General features: G+C 66.1%; 13 protein-coding genes. 5 read left to right on the plus strand and 8 right to left on the minus strand.

The features are described from left to right. Position 1: 1 nt before the first annotated feature. The 3 genes from QX094_RS29895 to QX094_RS29905 are packed head-to-tail and all read right to left on the minus strand — an operon-like array spanning position 2 to position 3,141. Entirely contained in the window at positions 2-1,387 is a 1,386-nt protein-coding gene (locus tag QX094_RS29895) for a nitrilase-related carbon-nitrogen hydrolase (protein ID WP_316188411.1), read from the minus strand. Positions 1,388-1,399: 12 nt separating this feature from the next. Beyond that, a complete protein-coding gene (locus tag QX094_RS29900; RefSeq protein ID WP_315827363.1) occupies positions 1,400-1,753 on the minus strand; it encodes a diacylglycerol kinase in 354 nt (117 codons plus the stop codon). Then, on the minus strand, positions 1,753-3,141 hold the full coding sequence (locus tag QX094_RS29905) for a class II 3-deoxy-7-phosphoheptulonate synthase (protein WP_315714515.1): 1,389 nt from the start codon (positions 3,139-3,141) through the stop codon (positions 1,753-1,755). The genes QX094_RS29900 and QX094_RS29905 overlap by 1 nt, the downstream gene beginning before the upstream one ends. Positions 3,142-3,315: 174 nt before the next feature. Here QX094_RS29905 and QX094_RS29910 point away from each other — a divergent pair, with 174 nt between their 5' ends. The 3 genes from QX094_RS29910 (at position 3,316) to QX094_RS29920 (ending at position 7,048) form a co-directional block, all read left to right on the plus strand. Further along, positions 3,316-4,188, plus strand: a complete 873-nt coding sequence (locus QX094_RS29910) for an alpha/beta fold hydrolase (RefSeq protein WP_315714516.1) — start codon at positions 3,316-3,318, stop codon at positions 4,186-4,188. A 727-nt stretch (positions 4,189-4,915) separates the two neighbouring features. Continuing rightward, positions 4,916-5,968, plus strand: a complete 1,053-nt coding sequence (locus tag QX094_RS29915; RefSeq protein ID WP_315714966.1) for an alpha/beta hydrolase — start codon at positions 4,916-4,918, stop codon at positions 5,966-5,968. 102 nt (positions 5,969-6,070) lie between these two features. Then, complete coding sequence (locus QX094_RS29920; protein ID WP_315749676.1) at positions 6,071-7,048, plus strand: sensor histidine kinase; 978 nt, start codon at positions 6,071-6,073, stop codon at positions 7,046-7,048. Between the two features lie 77 nt (positions 7,049-7,125). Here the strand turns inward: QX094_RS29920 and QX094_RS29925 are convergent, their stop codons facing one another. The 3 genes from QX094_RS29925 to QX094_RS29935 all read right to left on the minus strand — a co-directional run bounded on the left by QX094_RS29925 (position 7,126) and on the right by QX094_RS29935 (position 12,234). Beyond that, positions 7,126-7,629, minus strand: a complete 504-nt coding sequence (locus tag QX094_RS29925) for a DUF4262 domain-containing protein (protein WP_315749674.1) — start codon at positions 7,627-7,629, stop codon at positions 7,126-7,128. Positions 7,630-7,781: 152 nt separating this feature from the next. Beyond that, positions 7,782-11,273 (minus strand): indolepyruvate ferredoxin oxidoreductase family protein, encoded by a 3,492-nt coding sequence (locus QX094_RS29930; protein ID WP_315749672.1) that lies wholly within the window; start codon positions 11,271-11,273, stop codon positions 7,782-7,784. A 316-nt stretch (positions 11,274-11,589) separates the two neighbouring features. Continuing rightward, positions 11,590-12,234 carry a trimeric intracellular cation channel family protein gene (locus tag QX094_RS29935; RefSeq protein WP_315749670.1) on the minus strand — a complete coding sequence of 215 codons (645 nt, stop codon included), beginning with the start codon at positions 12,232-12,234 and terminating at the stop codon, positions 11,590-11,592. A 149-nt stretch (positions 12,235-12,383) separates the two neighbouring features. On the opposite strand from QX094_RS29935, the gene QX094_RS29940 reads away from it, so the two are divergent. After that, on the plus strand, positions 12,384-12,788 hold the full coding sequence (locus QX094_RS29940) for a hypothetical protein (protein WP_315827360.1): 405 nt from the start codon (positions 12,384-12,386) through the stop codon (positions 12,786-12,788). Between the two features lie 171 nt (positions 12,789-12,959). Further along, entirely contained in the window at positions 12,960-13,277 is a 318-nt protein-coding gene (locus QX094_RS29945) for a hypothetical protein (RefSeq protein WP_315714522.1), read from the plus strand. A gap of 102 nt (positions 13,278-13,379) precedes the next feature. On the opposite strand, the gene QX094_RS29950 is transcribed toward QX094_RS29945, so the two are convergent. Both QX094_RS29950 and QX094_RS29955 read right to left on the minus strand, forming a co-directional pair. Further along, positions 13,380-14,198 (minus strand): isocitrate lyase/phosphoenolpyruvate mutase family protein, encoded by an 819-nt coding sequence (locus QX094_RS29950; RefSeq protein WP_316185894.1) that lies wholly within the window; start codon positions 14,196-14,198, stop codon positions 13,380-13,382. 46 nt (positions 14,199-14,244) lie between these two features. Next, on the minus strand, positions 14,245-14,559 hold the full coding sequence (locus QX094_RS29955) for an NIPSNAP family protein (protein ID WP_315749665.1): 315 nt from the start codon (positions 14,557-14,559) through the stop codon (positions 14,245-14,247). Positions 14,560-14,600 lie beyond the last annotated feature (41 nt).

Here is a 14,600-nt window from a genome sequence, read left to right on the forward strand (position 1 = left end):
ATCATCCTTCGAACGCATCCGAGAACGCACGGCCAGCTAGATCGGGCGACATGACGTCGCCCGACGGTCCCAGCGCGTTCACGGGCTTCCAACGATTGCGCAGCGCTGCGAGACGAACGATCTCGGCCGGGGACACGCCGTCGACGAGAGTGGCACCGCCAGTCGCGTCACCGATCTCGCAGCCATGCAGGTCCGACGTCTTGCGAGGCACGACCGCGAGCGCACCGGAGAGGCTCGCCAAGGCCAGCAGCAGCGAGCCGCGCACGCGCGCCAGGAGAGCGTGACGGGCGTCGCCCGCCAGCGGCCCGGGGAGAACCGTTTCGAAGCCTGCCACTGCCGGTGCGATCGGCAACGTCTCGGCGGTGACGCCGAACCGCGCCGCGACTGCAATAGCCGGCGATTCCTGCGGCATGTCCGGCCCGGACAGCACCACACCGCGCACCCTCGCAGCTCCGAGCGCATCGACGGCCATCGCCAATGACAGCGCGGATTCGATGCCTCCGGTCAGAGCCAGCACGATCCCGGTGAAGCCATGCTTCTCGACGTGGTCGCGCAGGCCGAGCACGCGGGCCGCGTAGTCCGCCTCGTCGCCCTCGCTCGGCGTGGTGACCGGTCCCCGACACTGCCAGCCGTCTCCCCTGCTCCATGCCAAGGTCGTGACCTCAGCGGCGAAGCCCGGAAGCTGCGCGGCCACCGAGAGATCGGCGTTCAGCGCGAACGATGCGCCGTCGAACACCTTGCCGTCCTGACCGCCGACCTGGTTGAGCCAGACGAGCGGCAGATCGCTTTCGGTGACGCGGGCGACCGCGGCCGACAGGCGCCGGTCGCCGCCGCTGCGCAGGTAGCATGAGCGGCTCGGCACGACGATGAGTTCGGCCCCGGTTTCCGCCAGCGTCTCGATGACGTTTTCGTCGTTCGAGGATTCTTCGGGCGAGATGTCTTCGCCGATCGCGACGCCGATGCGGACGCCCCGCACGCTGAGCGGGCCGGCCGCCGGGCCGCGCATGAACACGCGCTTCTGATCACCATCGGCCAGGTTGGCCTTGAAGCGCGTCGCGGCGATGCGGCCGGTGTCGAGCAGCACGCAGGCATTGTAGAGCTTGCCGTCGTCGATCCAGGGCGTGCCGATCAGCACCGCCGGCCCGCCATCGGCGGTCTCGCGCGCGAGAGCCCCGATCGCGGCCCGGCACGCGGCCTGAAATGCCGGCTTCAGCACCAGATCCTGGCATGGATGCCCCGCCAGGAATAGCTCCGGCAGCACCACGAGATCAGCGCCGTCGGCCGCCGCCCTCGCCCGTGCCTCGCGCGCCTTCGCGGCATTTCCTGCGATGTCGCCGACCGTCGGGTTGAGCTGGGCCAGCGTGATCCTGAAGATGTCGGCGGCCATCGCTCAACTCGTTCAAAGCAGCCCGAGCCGCTCGGCGATCGCGAACAGCCAGAAGCAGCCGGACATCAGCAGCGCGACGCCGACGGCGGCCGAGCCGAGATCCTTGACCCGGCCGATCTGCAGATCGTGCTCGGTGGTGAGGCGGTCGGCGAGCTTCTCGATCGCGGTGTTGAGCAGCTCGACGACCAGCACCAGCACCACCGCGCAGACCAGCTCGACGCTGCGCATCGCCGTCGCGCCGACGACATAGGCCAGCGGCAGCGCCAGCAGGAACGCGACCACCTCCTCGCGCACCGCCTGCTCGGAGCGGAGCGCGAAGGCCAGGCCGTTGCGCGAGTTGACCGTCGCGCGCCACAGACGCAGCATCAGAAGCCCGCGACGGCCGGCATCGGTGCGGTCTTGCCGCCGCGCTGCTGCTTCAGCAGCTCGGCGATCAGGAACGCCATGTCGATCGACTGCTCGGCGTTCAGCCGGGGATCGCACACCGTGTGATAGCGGTCGTTGAGATCCTCGTCGGTGATCGCGCGCGCGCCGCCGATGCATTCGGTGACGTCCTTGCCGGTCATCTCGAGATGGATGCCGCCGGCATGGGTGCCCTCCGCGGCATGCACCGCGAAGAACGCCCGCACCTCGGATACGATGCGATCGAACGGCCGTGTCTTGTAGCCCGAGGTCGAGGTGATGGTGTTGCCGTGCATCGGATCGCACGACCACACCACCTTGCGCCCTTCCCGCTGCACCGCGCGGATCAGTCCCGGCAGATGATCGCCGACCTTGTCGGCGCCGAAGCGGTTGATCAGGGTCAGCCGGCCCGGCTCGTTGTCGGGATTGAGGATGTCGATCAGCTTCAGCAGCTCGTCCGGCTTCAGCGACGGGCCGCATTTCAGGCCGATCGGGTTCTTGATGCCGCGGAAATATTCGACATGGCCGTGGTCGAGCTGGCGGGTGCGGTCGCCGATCCAGATGAAATGGCCCGAGGTCGCGTACCAGTCGCCGGTGGTGGAATCGACCCGGGTGAAGGCCTGCTCATAGCCGAGCAGCAGCGCCTCGTGGCTGGTGTAGAAGTCGGTGGCGCGCAGCTCCGGATGGCTCTCGAGGTCGAGGCCGCAGGCGCGCATGAAGTTGAGCGCGTCCGAGATGCGGTCGGCCAGCTCCTTGTAGCGCCGCGACTGCGGGGAATCCTTGACGAAGCCGAGCATCCACTGATGCACGCTGCCGAGATTGGCGAAGCCGCCGGTGGCGAACGCGCGCAGCAGGTTCAAGGTCGCCGCCGACTGCCGGTAGGCGTCGAGCTGGCGCTGCGGATTGGGGATGCGCGCCTCGGGCGTGAAGGCGGTGTCGTTGACGATGTCGCCGCGATAGCTCGGCAGCTCGACGCCATTGATCTTCTCCGTCGGCGACGAGCGTGGCTTGGCGAACTGGCCGGCGATGCGGCCGACCTTCACCACCGGCACCGCGCCGGCATAGGTCATGACCACGGCCATCTGCAGCAGCACGCGGAAGAAGTCGCGGATGTTGTTGGCGCCGTGCTCGGCGAAGCTCTCGGCGCAGTCGCCGCCCTGCAACAGGAATGCCTCGCCCGCCGCCACCCGCGCCAGCGCCTTCTTCAGGTTGCGCGCCTCGCCGGCGAACACCAGCGGCGGGAAGGTCGCAAGCTGCGCCTCGACCTCGGCGAGCGCCTTCTGGTCGGGATAGTCAGGCACCTGCTGCACCGGCTTGGACCGCCAGCTCTCCGGGCTCCAGCGCTCGGTCATGGCTCTCTACTCCCTCTCGGCAACTGCACGCCAAATTCCCCGCGCGGCGGCGCGCGCCTTATACACAGCCTGCTCCCGTGCCGCCACTTGGAATTTAGGGCGCGGACACAAGGGCTTGCACCGCCACCCGAATTTGACTTTGCTGCGGAAGGGCAAGTGATGGGAGGACGAGGCGTGGCTGAGACGGGATCCGACGGCGTTTCGAGCGAGGATCTGACCCTTCCGGCCGTCGATGGCTTTGCGCTCGCGGGCACCCTGTTCATGCCGCGCGGCACGCCGGCGCATGCCGTGCTGATCAATTCCGGGGCGGCGATCCCGCGCCGGATCTATCGCGGCTTCGCTGCTCATCTTGCCCAGCAGGGTTGCGCGGTTCTGACCTACGACTATCGCGGGATCGGCGGCAGCCGTCCCCGCTCCCTGAAGGGCTTTGCGGCCTCGATGACCGACTGGGCCGCACTCGACATCACCGGCGCGGTCGGTTGGATGCGTGCGCGCTACGGTGCGCTGCCGCTGCGCTATGTCGGCCACTCCTTCGGCGGCCAGACGCTCGGCCTGCTCGCCAACAACACCGAGGTGTCGCGCGCCCTCTTCATCGCCTCGCAGGCCGGCTATTGGAAGCTGATGGCCCCGGGCGAACGCTGGCGCGTGGCGACGATGCTCAACGGCGTTGGCGTCCCGCTGACTCATGCGCTGGGTTACACGCCGGGCTGGAGTGGCGTCGGCGAGGACCTGCCGAAGGGTGTCTTCCTGCAATGGGTGCGCTGGATCATGAGCCCGCGCTATCTGTTCGATGACGCATCGCTGCCGCTTGCCAACTACGCCAACTTCAAGAGTCCCGTCCGGGCGCTGTGCCTCGCCGACGATCCCTGGGCCACGCGGCCCGCGGTTGAGCTGCTGTGCGCTGGTTATACGGGCACGACGCCGGAGCTGCTCGACATCGCGCCGCAGGACGTCGGGGCGTCCGCGATCGGCCATATGGGCTTCTTCCGCGCGGCGCATCGCGACACGCTGTGGCGCAGCGCGACGGAGTGGCTGCTCGAAAGCTGACGCGATCGGTTCGTCATAGCCCATGAGCGAGCGCTCCCGCGGCAGATGCTGCCCGAGCTGTGCTGATGTCGTTCACCCTCATCAAGTCGGAGGGCGCAGGGAAGGCCAGGCGTCGGCTGACGCCTGCGGCCCGCCTGCGAAAAAAATGCAGGCGGCAGGTACCACAGGTGCAGCCGAGAACGCCCGGCCTTCCCTGCGCGACGGTCTTAACGCTTATACGCAGTCTGCCTGGTGCGCCGGGCTTGTTGGCCACCATTCGCGACAATGCTTGCGCATTGCGCGGGACACCAGCATCGGGGTGTCAGCACGCTGCGACTTCACGTCCGCACCATGCCGTTCGTCGGCGCGTCCGAAGACACGCTGCGGCACAAGTGCGGCCATCGCTCCCCGCCTCGCGTGTCGTGACGATCGCGCGCAACGCCCCTCCGGCCGAGGCGGGATGCGCGCATCAAAGCACAATTTCTGAATTTCGTAAAGTAGATTCTGCCCGACGGGCCGTTTGCGCAAGGCACATCTGTGGGGAGTCCTGCCTCGATCCGCCGGGTGCAGAAGCCGGACCGATTGCGCTGGTCGAGCTCGGCCGGAACGCTCGGAGGTCGACCTACACCCCGACCATGCGCGCCAGGACGGCACAACGGAACGAACCGCGTGACCGGCCGTTGCCCCTGCGCTGCATCATTTCTCGGATCCTCCGGATGTCGTGCACGCCTTTCCATGAGGGCAGATGATGACCGCAGCCCGGACCACAGCGCGCGCGCTCGCGGCGTCGACGCCCAGCCGCCTGACCAACTCGACACCATCCCTCCAGCCGCTGGCGCATCGCAGCCGGTCGCTGGCGAAGACTCATCCATTTCTTCTGGCGGCAGCGGCGGCCACGACCGTTCTGGCCGTCACAGCACTGATCAATCGCCGCCTCGCCAAGTCTGCCGAGCGGGCCAATCCTCCCGCCGGCCAGTTCATGGACGTCGACGGCGTCCGGCTGCACTATGTCGAGCGCGGCACCGGCGTGCCGCTGGTGCTGCTGCACGGCAACGGCAGCATGATCCAGGACTTCGCCTCCAGCGGCCTGATCGATCTGGCGGCGCAGAACTACCGTGTCATTGCGTTCGACCGGCCGGGCTTCGGCCACAGCGACCGGCCGCGCAACGTCGTGTGGACGCCGACGGCGCAGGCCGGGCTAATCAAGAGCGCGCTCGATCGCCTGGGCGTCTCGGAGGCCTTCGTCCTGGGTCATTCCTGGGGCGCATCCGTCGCCGTCGCGCTCGCCCTCGAACATCCGACCATGGTCAAGGGCATGGTGCTCGCCTCCGGCTATTACTACCCGACCTTCCGGTCCGACGTGGTGGCCGGATCGGCTCCGGCCATTCCCTTGCTGGGCGATATCCTGCGCTACACCATCTCCCCTCTGATCAGCCGGATGATGTGGCCGCTGCTGATGGCCAAGCTGTTCGGCCCGCGATCGGTTCCGGCGAAGTTTGCCGGCTTCCCCAAGGAAATGGCGGTTCGCCCGTCGCAGATCCGCGCCTCCGCCGCGGAGGCCGCGCTGATGATTCCCGATGCTTTCCGCTTCAGGAGAGCGTACGGTGAGCTGAAGATGCCGGTCGTGATCGTTGCCGGTGATCAGGATCGCCTGATCGACATCGACGCGCAGTCCAGACGGCTTCATCACGACGTCAGCCAGAGCACCTTTCGCCGCGTGCGCGGCGCCGGCCACATGGTGCATCAGACGGCGACCGAGGCCGTCATGTCCTCGATCGACGAAGTCGCAGCGGCGGCGTAGTCGGAGGGCGAACATGGCTGCGGCTGCCGGATTGCGGGATCCGTAGCCTGCAGAGCGGCGAAGAAAGCGGGGATCGAACTCATGGCGGCCGAGGACGCGTGCATGCCGATCTGGCACGAAAAGCATCTGCGCGCTGCCACCAAAGCTGCCGGCGTGGCCCTGTGGTCGTGGAACGTCGACACCGACGCGATCACGATGGACGAGCGCGCCTATGAGCTGTGGGAGGTGCCCAAGACCAAGAGCAGGATCACGTTCGAGGTGCTCTCCCAGAACATTCACCCCGCCGATCTCGAACGGGTGAGATCGGCGTTTTCGGCGACACGGGCGATCGTCGGCGCTTATGAGATCGATTTTCGCATTCTCGCGGATGGCGAAATCCGCTGGATCTCCGCCCGCGGCCAAGGTGACGATGCCGACATCGCCGAGCGGCTGATGTTCGGCATCTTCCTCGACGTGACCCAGCGCAAGCAGGCCGAAGAAGCCAACGAGCTGCTGGCGGGCGAGATGAGCCATCGGGTCAAGAACCTGCTGACGATCGCCACCGCGCTGACGCAGATGACGTCGCGCACAGCGGCGACAAAGGAGGACATGGCCCACGAGCTCGCCAGCCGGTTGATCGCGCTGGGCCGTGCCCAGGATCTGATACGTCCGCGGCCGGGCGGGACGAACCAAGCAGCCCTGCTCGGCGATCTCGTCTCGGTGCTGCTTGCCCCCTATGACGAGAAAGGCGCCAGCGTCCGCATCCGTGTGTCGGTGCCCAAGATGAATGTCGGAGAACGCTCGAGCACGACATTGGCACTGGTCATCCACGAGCTCGCGACCAACTCGGCGAAATACGGCTCGCTGTCGGTTTCGAGCGGCACGCTGGACGTGTCGTGCAGCGCGCATGATGACGAAGTGGTGATCATGTGGACCGAGCGCGGCGGGCCGCCGAAGTCGGCCGACACCACCGAAGGCTTCGGCAGCAAACTGATCCATCGCAGCATGAACGCCCAGCTCGGCGGCACCATCGCCTTCGACTGGTCCGCCGAAGGCCTGGTCGTGACGCTGCGCATGAGCCGGGAGCGGATGGCGAATTGAAACGGCGGAGGCGGAAGCTGGCACCGATCGCATGATGGTGGGCACGGCGATTGCGTGCCTTTACGATGGCCGCCGGACTAGCGTGCGCAGAGGCCGGACCAATTGCCTTCCGTGAGATCGGGCTGGGCTGCCCGGATGTCGACCGGCGCGTCCGACGACCATGGAAAGTGTCCGTCGCGATCGGGATAGACCAATTGCAGACATTCGAAACCGTTACCGCCGTAGAACCAGCGGCTCCAGCCGAGATGATTGCGATAGTGCTGTTGCGCGACGGGTAGCAACACGGCGGGGATGTTCTTGAACACATCGCCGGACTCACTGCCGATGGGGATACGCCGTCCCGCTTCGAGTTCATGATACAGATGCCAGAAGACATCCTGAGCGATTTGTCCCCGCAGCGAGAAGACAATCAACTCGGGATGGCCAAACTTCAACCAGAAGCCGGTTGTGTAGGCGAAGCCAGGCCCTTCAGCGTCGGCTCCGACACGAACCGCGAACCAGCCGTGCTCACGAATATTGGCGACGAACTTCCGCTCATGCTCGTCAAGCTTCTCCGGATCAGCATCGAGCGCAGTGTGCATCGGTTGTGCCTCTTACGTTCGTCCAGACGATTCCATCCTGCGAGCTGTCCGTGAGCGCCGGCATTGCGAGCGAAGCGAAGCAATCCAAGGCATCACGCGGACTCTGGATTGCTTCGTCGCTCCGCTCCTCGCAATGACGGAGAGGCCAAGCCTTACTCCGCCGCCATCTGCCTTGGCGCGGGCGGTGGATTGGCGAGGTCGGCGGCGAGCTGGGCGTAGCGCGCCTTGGCGTCCTGCACCGCCTTCTCCTTGACCGGGCCGTAGCCGCGGATCTTGTCCGGCAGCGACAGGAATTCGACGGCGATGTCGACGTTGGCAGGCGACAGCAGGTTCAGCACGGTGGCGACGTCTTTCTCATAGCCGGCGATCAGGTCGCGCTCCATCTTGCGTTCGGCCGCGTAGCCGAAGACGTCCAGTGGTGTGCCGCGCAGGCCCTTCAGTTTTGCCAGCAGGCGGAACATCTTCATCATGCCCGGCCCGAAGCTGCGCTTCTTCGGCCTCCCTTGCGGATCGAGGCCGGAATTGAGGATGGGCGGTGCGAGGTTGAAGCTGATCTTGTAGTCGCCCTCGAACGCGTCATGGAGCTGCTTCTCGAAGCTGCCGTCGGAGAACAACCGCGCCACCTCGTACTCATCCTTGTAGGCGAGCAGCTTGGCATAGTTGATCGCCACTGCGCGCGGCAGCGCCTCGCCGTAGCCGCCCTTGTCGGCGGCTTCGCGCACCTGATCGACCAGCTTGCGGTAGCGCTTGGCGAGCCGCGCATTCTGATAGCCGGTAAGGTACGCCATGCGGTGGGCGATGATCTCGTCGAGCGTCATCGCCTCAAGCGATTTCGGCGGCACCGCCTCGTCCTTGCCGGTCATCATGTCGGCGAGCCGCTCCGGGTTGACCACCGCGAGGCGGCCGAGCCGGAACGCCTCGGTGTTCATCTTGACCGCGACGCCGTTGATCGCGATCGCCTTCTCGATCGCCTCGGCCGACAGCGGCAGCAGGCCCTTCTGGTAGGCGTAGCCCATCATCATCATGTTGGTGGCGATGCTGTCGCCAAGCAGCGCCTCGGCCGGCTTGGTGAAATCGAGGAAGGTCGAGTCCTTGTGCAGCGCCGTTTCCAGCAGGCTCGTCACCTTGCGGTTCTGGAAATTGAAGTCGCGGTTGAGCACGAAATCGGCGGTCGGAATCAGATGGCTGTTGATGACGCCATGGGTGCGCTCGGCATCGCACAGCGTGATCGTCTCCTTGGCACCCGCCACCACCTCGTCGGCGGCGATGACGAGGTCGGCGGTCCCCGTGACGATGCGCGAGCAGGTCACGTCAGCCGTATTCTCGGAGAGGCGCACATGGCTGAGCACCGCGCCGCCTTTCTGCGCGAGGCCCGACATGTCGAGGATCATCGAGGCCTTGCCCTCGATGTGCGCGGCCATGCCGAGCAGCGCGCCGATCGTCAGCACGCCGGTGCCGCCGACGCCGCCGACGGCGACGTTGTAGGGCCGCTCCAGTGACGGCTTGGTCAGCGGTTCCGGCATCTCGCCGATGTCGCCGAGCTCAGCTGGCGCGCGGCTGCGCGGCTTGCCGCCATCGATGGTGACGAAGGACGGGCAGAAGCCCTTCACGCAGGAATAGTCCTTGTTGCAGGACGACTGGTTGATGACGCGCTTGCGGCCGAGCTCGGTCTCCAGCGGCTCGACCGAGATGCAGTTCGACTGCACCGAGCAGTCACCGCAGCCTTCGCAGACGGCCGGATTGATGAAGACGCGGCGCTGCGGATCCTCCATCGTGCCGCGCTTGCGGCGGCGGCGCTTCTCGGCGGCGCAGGTCTGCACGAACACGATGGCCGAGGCGCCCTTGGTCTCGCGCAGCGTCTTCATGACGTTTTCGAGCTCGTCGCGGTGCGCGAGCTTGACGCCGGGCGCGATCGTTTCGGCCGGATAGGCGTCTGGATTCTCCGAGACCAGGTAGATCTCGCGGATGCCCTCGGCATGGAGCTGGAAGGTGATCTGCTGCGGCGACAAATCGCCGTCATGGCGCTGGCCGCCGGTCATCGCGACCGCGTCGTTGTAGAGGATCTTGTAGGTGATGTTGGCCTTGGAGGCGATCGACTGGCGGATCGCGAGGCTGCCGGAATGGAAATAGGTGCCGTCGCCGAGATTGGCGAAGATGTGCTTCTCGTCGGTGAACGGCGCGATGCCGACCCACGGCACGCCCTCGCCGCCCATATGGGTGAAGGTCTCGGTGTTGCGGTTCATCCACAACGACATGAAGTGGCAGCCGATGCCGGCCAGTGCGCGGCTGCCCTCGGGCACCTTGGTCGAGGTGTTGTGCGGGCAGCCCGAGCAGAAATACGGCGTGCGCGCCACCGGCGAGACCAGTTGCATCTGCGAGGCGTCGCGGCCGTTGAACCAGTCGGCCTTGGCGCGCAGCATCGCCTTGATCTCGGGGTTGAGGTCGAGGCGGAGAAGACGCTCGGTGAGCGATGTCGCGAGCGAGGCGACGGAGAGCTCGGTGGCAAACGGCAGGAAGCGCTTGTCGTGGTCGTCCATCTTGCCGACGATGCGCGGGCGGACGTCGTCGCGCCAGTTGAACAGCTCCTGCTTGACCTGGTTCTCGACGATCTCGCGACGCTCCTCGATGATGAAGATCTCCTCGAGGCCGACCGCGAACTGCCGCACGCCTTCCGGTTCCAGTGGCCAGGGCATGCCGATCTTGTAGAGGCGAAGCCCGATCCTGGCGGCGACCTCCTCGGTGATCCCGAGTTCGCGTAGCGCCTGGCGGATGTCCTCATAGCTCTTGCCCGACGCCATGATGCCGTAGCGGGCGTTCGGTGAGTCCATCGTGATGCGGTTGACCTTGTTGGCGCGGGCAAAGGCGATCGCGGCAAAGCCCTTGTAGTCCTGCAGCCGCCGGTCCTGCTCGAAGCGGTCATCCGGCCAGCGCAGATTGAGGCCGCCCGGCGGCATCTCGAAATCGGCGGGGATGACGAACGGCGTCATCTCGTCGTTGAGGTTGATCTCGGCGGTCGTCTCCACCGTCTCGGTGATCACCTTCATTCCGACCCAGCAGCCGGAATAGCGCGACATCGCGATGCCGAGCAGGCCCATCTCGATCATCTCGTGGATCGAGGACGGATAGAGATAGGGCATCAGCGCCGAGATGAAGGCATGGTCGGACTGATGCGGCACGGTCGAGGATTTGGCGCCGTGGTCGTCGCCGGCGAGACAGAGCACGCCGCCGTTCTTGGCGGAGCCGGCCGCATTGCCGTGGCGAAACACGTCGCCGCAGCGGTCGACGCCGGGGCCCTTGCCGTACCAGATGCCGACGACGCCGTCATACCTGCCGCCGGGCGACAGTGCGAGTTGCTGCGAGCCCCAGATCGCGGTCGCTGCGAGGTCCTCGTTCACGCCGGGCTGGAACTTGATGTTGTACTGCTCGAGATGCTTGCGGGCGGAGAACAGCTGCTGGTCGTAGCCGCCGAGCGGCGAGCCGCGATAGCCGGAAATGAAGCCGGCGGTATTCAGCCCGGCGGCGCGGTCGCGCCGGATCTGGGCCATCGGCAGCCGCACCAGCGCCTGGATGCCGGTCAGGAAGATATGGCCGGAGCTTGCGGTGTATTTCTGGTCGAGATTGATCTCGCTCTCGTTGAGTCCCATTCCGCCCTCTTGCCGTGCTTTACCGGGGGGCGCGACTGCCGCCGGCCGGCGGAAGCGCGCGTTCTGCCAATCATTTATGTCTGCTTTTGAAGAATGCGCATCACAAATCTCGTGTGCGCAGGGCAGCCAGCCGAAATCGCAATTTCGTGGCGGGAGCCGGCTGCGGCTTTTGCGGTTTGTGTCGAAAACGGCCACTGCCGCGAAATGGGATGATGCGCACCATGGCTTTGGCGGCTCGGCGGATGGTGACTGAACCGTTGTGGCCGGCGCGATTCCGGCCCGAACGAATTGTGCGATGCGATAAGATCGCCTTCGTTCAGCCCCGATCGTCGCCCGCAAATACGAAGCGCGGCATGTTCCATTTGTAGCGGATCGCGAGCAGCCGGAACGACAGTCCGAGCGCGAAGGTCAGCGCCGTCCACCATCCGCTGGCGATGCCGAGCGACAAGCCGGTCGCATAGACCAGGCCCGTGACGAGGGACACGCTGGCGTAGAGCTCGGCGCGAAACAGCAATGGCACGTCATTGCACAGGATGTCGCGCAGCACGCCGCCGGCGCAGCCCGTGATCATCCCGGCGACGATGACGATGCCGATCGGCACGTTCATCTGCCAGGCGATGTCGCAGCCCGTCATCGTGAACACGACGAGGCCGACCGCATCGAGAACGAGGAACGCCATGGTCAGCCTGTGAACCAGGCGCGCCATGGCGATCGTCACGAACGGCGCCAGCACGGTCAGCAGCAGCAAGGACGGCTGCTCGACCCAGGCAAGCGGATAGTGGCCGAGCAGCACGTCGCGCAAGGTGCCGCCGCCGAGCGCGGTGATCGCCCCCAACAAGCAGACGCCCATCCAGTCCATGCTGCGGCGTCCCGCCGCCAGCGCGGCCGTCATCGCCTGCGCCGCCAGCGCCACCCAGGTCAACAGATGCAACACGCTGTCACCGGGCGGCAGGTTCCACATCGAAGGCTCCAACAAAAGGACGGAGAATCGCAGTGCACGCGAGGCACCTTAGCGCGCGGTGCAACGGATCGACTGGGGATTTCGTAAGGTTTCGCGGAACAGAGCCGGGGCCCGACTGGTTGTCGGGTGACAATCGCAAGGAGGACATCATGGCCAACGAACGGCTCCCGAACGAACGCTATCCCGACGGCATGAACCGGCCGGACATGACGACGCGGCCCGGCATGCCCGGTGCCGACATGACCGGCGCCGACTACGAGCGCGCGGCGCGGACGGACAGCCAGCTGCAGCCCGATCCCGAGTTGAGGGAAGGCTCCGCCTCGACCGGCCGGATCGCAGCGTACGCCCTGGGCATCGCGATCCTGCTCGGCGCCGTGTTCTACGGGCTGAACAACATGTCGATGCGCAACGATCAGGCGAGCACCACGCCGGCCTCGCAATCCGCCTCGACCACCAAAGATAACACCTCGCCCGGCGTGACGACCGGCGCCGCGGGAGATCGCACCACACCGCCGCCGGCGGCCCCGAGCGACAAGCCCAACGCCGTCAAATAATCTCGCGGACGGCAATCAGCGGTCCCACTCCTGGGCGGCGGGTGAGCAATCACCCGCCGCCGTTTTTTGGCGAGTCCTCCAACAAATTACGCGAAGCGTGCGAGGGCCGCCATGGAACCATAGCAGCGCGAACCGGTTGGCTCATTGACACTCTCACCCAGGAGATACGTAATGAAAGCTCTCTCCATAGCTATCGCAGCCGCGGCAAGCACGCTGGCCGTGACCGCCGCTTCGGCGGCACCGATCTCTCCCGCAGCCTCGGCGGTCCCGCAACGAGACATCCAGAACGTCCGGATGGTCTGTAACGAGGAAGGCCGCTGTTGGCGCGAGCGCAGTGAACGCCGCGTCATCATTCAAGGCGAAGATCGCGATTCCTACGCGTACGCTCCGCGTGAGCGCTACATCGAGCGGCGCGGCTACGAAGACCGCGGCGGCATCGGCTTCCGCGCCCCGGGCGTCAGCGTCGGCATCGGAACGGATCGCTACTAAGCGATTTCAGCAAATCAGACTGAAAAGCCGCGGCAGAGTCCGCGGCTTTTCTACAGGCGGATGAGATCAGAATCTGCGGGAGGACGGGCGCGCAGCCTGATCTCAACCGAAGAGCTTGTTCAGCTCGCCCCCGGGATAGCCGTTGGCCAGTTCGGTGAAGGTGCCCTGCTCGGCCATCTCCTTGGCCGCCCGGACGAAGCCGGCCCAGGCCACCCGCGCCAGCGAACCGCCGACGCTGATGCGGCGCACGCCGAGCTCGGCGGCCTGGCTCAATGACAGACCCGACGCGCCGATCAGCAGGTTCACAGGCTTGGGCGCCACCGCTTTGACGACAGCCGTGATCTCCTCGACCGTCTTGATCCCCGGAGCGTACAGACAATCCGCGCCGGCCTCGGCATAGGCCGCGAGGCGATCGGTCACGAGCTTGAGGTCGGGCTTGCCCCAGAGAAACGCCTCGCAGCGGCCGGTCAGCAGCACGTCCCCACCGCTTGCATCGATCGCCTGACGTGCGGCGCGGATGCGCGTAACCGCCAGTTCGCGCGCGTAGAGCGGATCATCCTTGTCACCCGTGGAGTCCTCGATCGACAGACCGGCGACGCCGGTGGCGACCGCGCGCGTGACGTTGGCGGCCACGCCCTCGGGGGCATCGGCGAAGCCGCCCTCGAAATCGGCGTTGACGGGAATGTCGACCGCCGCGGACAGCGCCTCCAGATGCGCGAGCATCTCGTCGAGCGTCGTGCCGGTGTCCGCCTTGCCGATCGACCACGCGAAGCCGGCGCTGGTCGAGGCGACCGCGTTGAAGCCGAGATGTTGCAGCATTTTGGCCGTGCCGGCATCGAACGGGTTCGGCAGCACGAAGCAGCCGGCCTCGTGCAGCTTGCGAAAGGCCGCGCGCTTGTCCGCCGTGTTGATCAACGTCATGTCATCCTCCCATGCATCCTCGCGTTGCGGCAGCATAGAGCCGCGATCATTGCGCCGCCACGACGTTGCGCAAGAATGTTCGCTCTTCGCCCAGAATGAGCTTGTGCTCCTCGGCCAGCGCAAAGTTCGCCCGGCCCTCGGCATCGCCGCGCAAGGCTGTACGATAGCGCTCGTAAGCTGCGAGACTGTCGAATGAAATCAGGCCGTAGGCGATGTCGTTGGTGCCTTCATGAGGCATGAAATAGCCGATCAGGTCGCCGCCGCAACGGGGGATGATCGACAGCCAGCGCCTGGCATAGGCCTCGAACACGTCGCGCTTGAACGGATCGATGCGATAGCGGATGAAGACGGTGATGGTCATGACAACCTCCGGTGAGTTCTGTATCGTCGACACTATCCGCT

Source organism: Bradyrhizobium sp. SZCCHNS1050, from assembly GCF_032484785.1.
Classification (GTDB): domain Bacteria; phylum Pseudomonadota; class Alphaproteobacteria; order Rhizobiales; family Xanthobacteraceae; genus Bradyrhizobium.

Bases quoted from the DNA above. Each gene is read 5' to 3' on its own strand.
- QX094_RS29925 (WP_315749674.1), bottom strand. From the start codon at position 7,629: ATGCACACTGCGCTCGATGCTGATCCGGAGAAGCTTGACGAGCATGAG.
- QX094_RS29940 (WP_315827360.1), top strand. From the start codon at position 12,384: ATGGCCAACGAACGGCTCCCGAACGAACGCTATCCCGACGGCATGAAC.
- QX094_RS29930 (WP_315749672.1), bottom strand. From the start codon at position 11,273: ATGGGACTCAACGAGAGCGAGATCAATCTCGACCAGAAATACACCGCA.
- QX094_RS29900 (WP_315827363.1), bottom strand. From the start codon at position 1,753: ATGCTGCGTCTGTGGCGCGCGACGGTCAACTCGCGCAACGGCCTGGCC.
- QX094_RS29935 (WP_315749670.1), bottom strand. From the start codon at position 12,234: ATGTGGAACCTGCCGCCCGGTGACAGCGTGTTGCATCTGTTGACCTGG.
- QX094_RS29895 (WP_316188411.1), bottom strand. From the start codon at position 1,387: ATGGCCGCCGACATCTTCAGGATCACGCTGGCCCAGCTCAACCCGACG.
- QX094_RS29950 (WP_316185894.1), bottom strand. From the start codon at position 14,198: ATGACGTTGATCAACACGGCGGACAAGCGCGCGGCCTTTCGCAAGCTG.
- QX094_RS29915 (WP_315714966.1), top strand. From the start codon at position 4,916: ATGACCGCAGCCCGGACCACAGCGCGCGCGCTCGCGGCGTCGACGCCC.
- QX094_RS29905 (WP_315714515.1), bottom strand. From the start codon at position 3,141: ATGACCGAGCGCTGGAGCCCGGAGAGCTGGCGGTCCAAGCCGGTGCAG.
- QX094_RS29920 (WP_315749676.1), top strand. From the start codon at position 6,071: ATGCCGATCTGGCACGAAAAGCATCTGCGCGCTGCCACCAAAGCTGCC.
- QX094_RS29945 (WP_315714522.1), top strand. From the start codon at position 12,960: ATGAAAGCTCTCTCCATAGCTATCGCAGCCGCGGCAAGCACGCTGGCC.
- QX094_RS29955 (WP_315749665.1), bottom strand. From the start codon at position 14,559: ATGACCATCACCGTCTTCATCCGCTATCGCATCGATCCGTTCAAGCGC.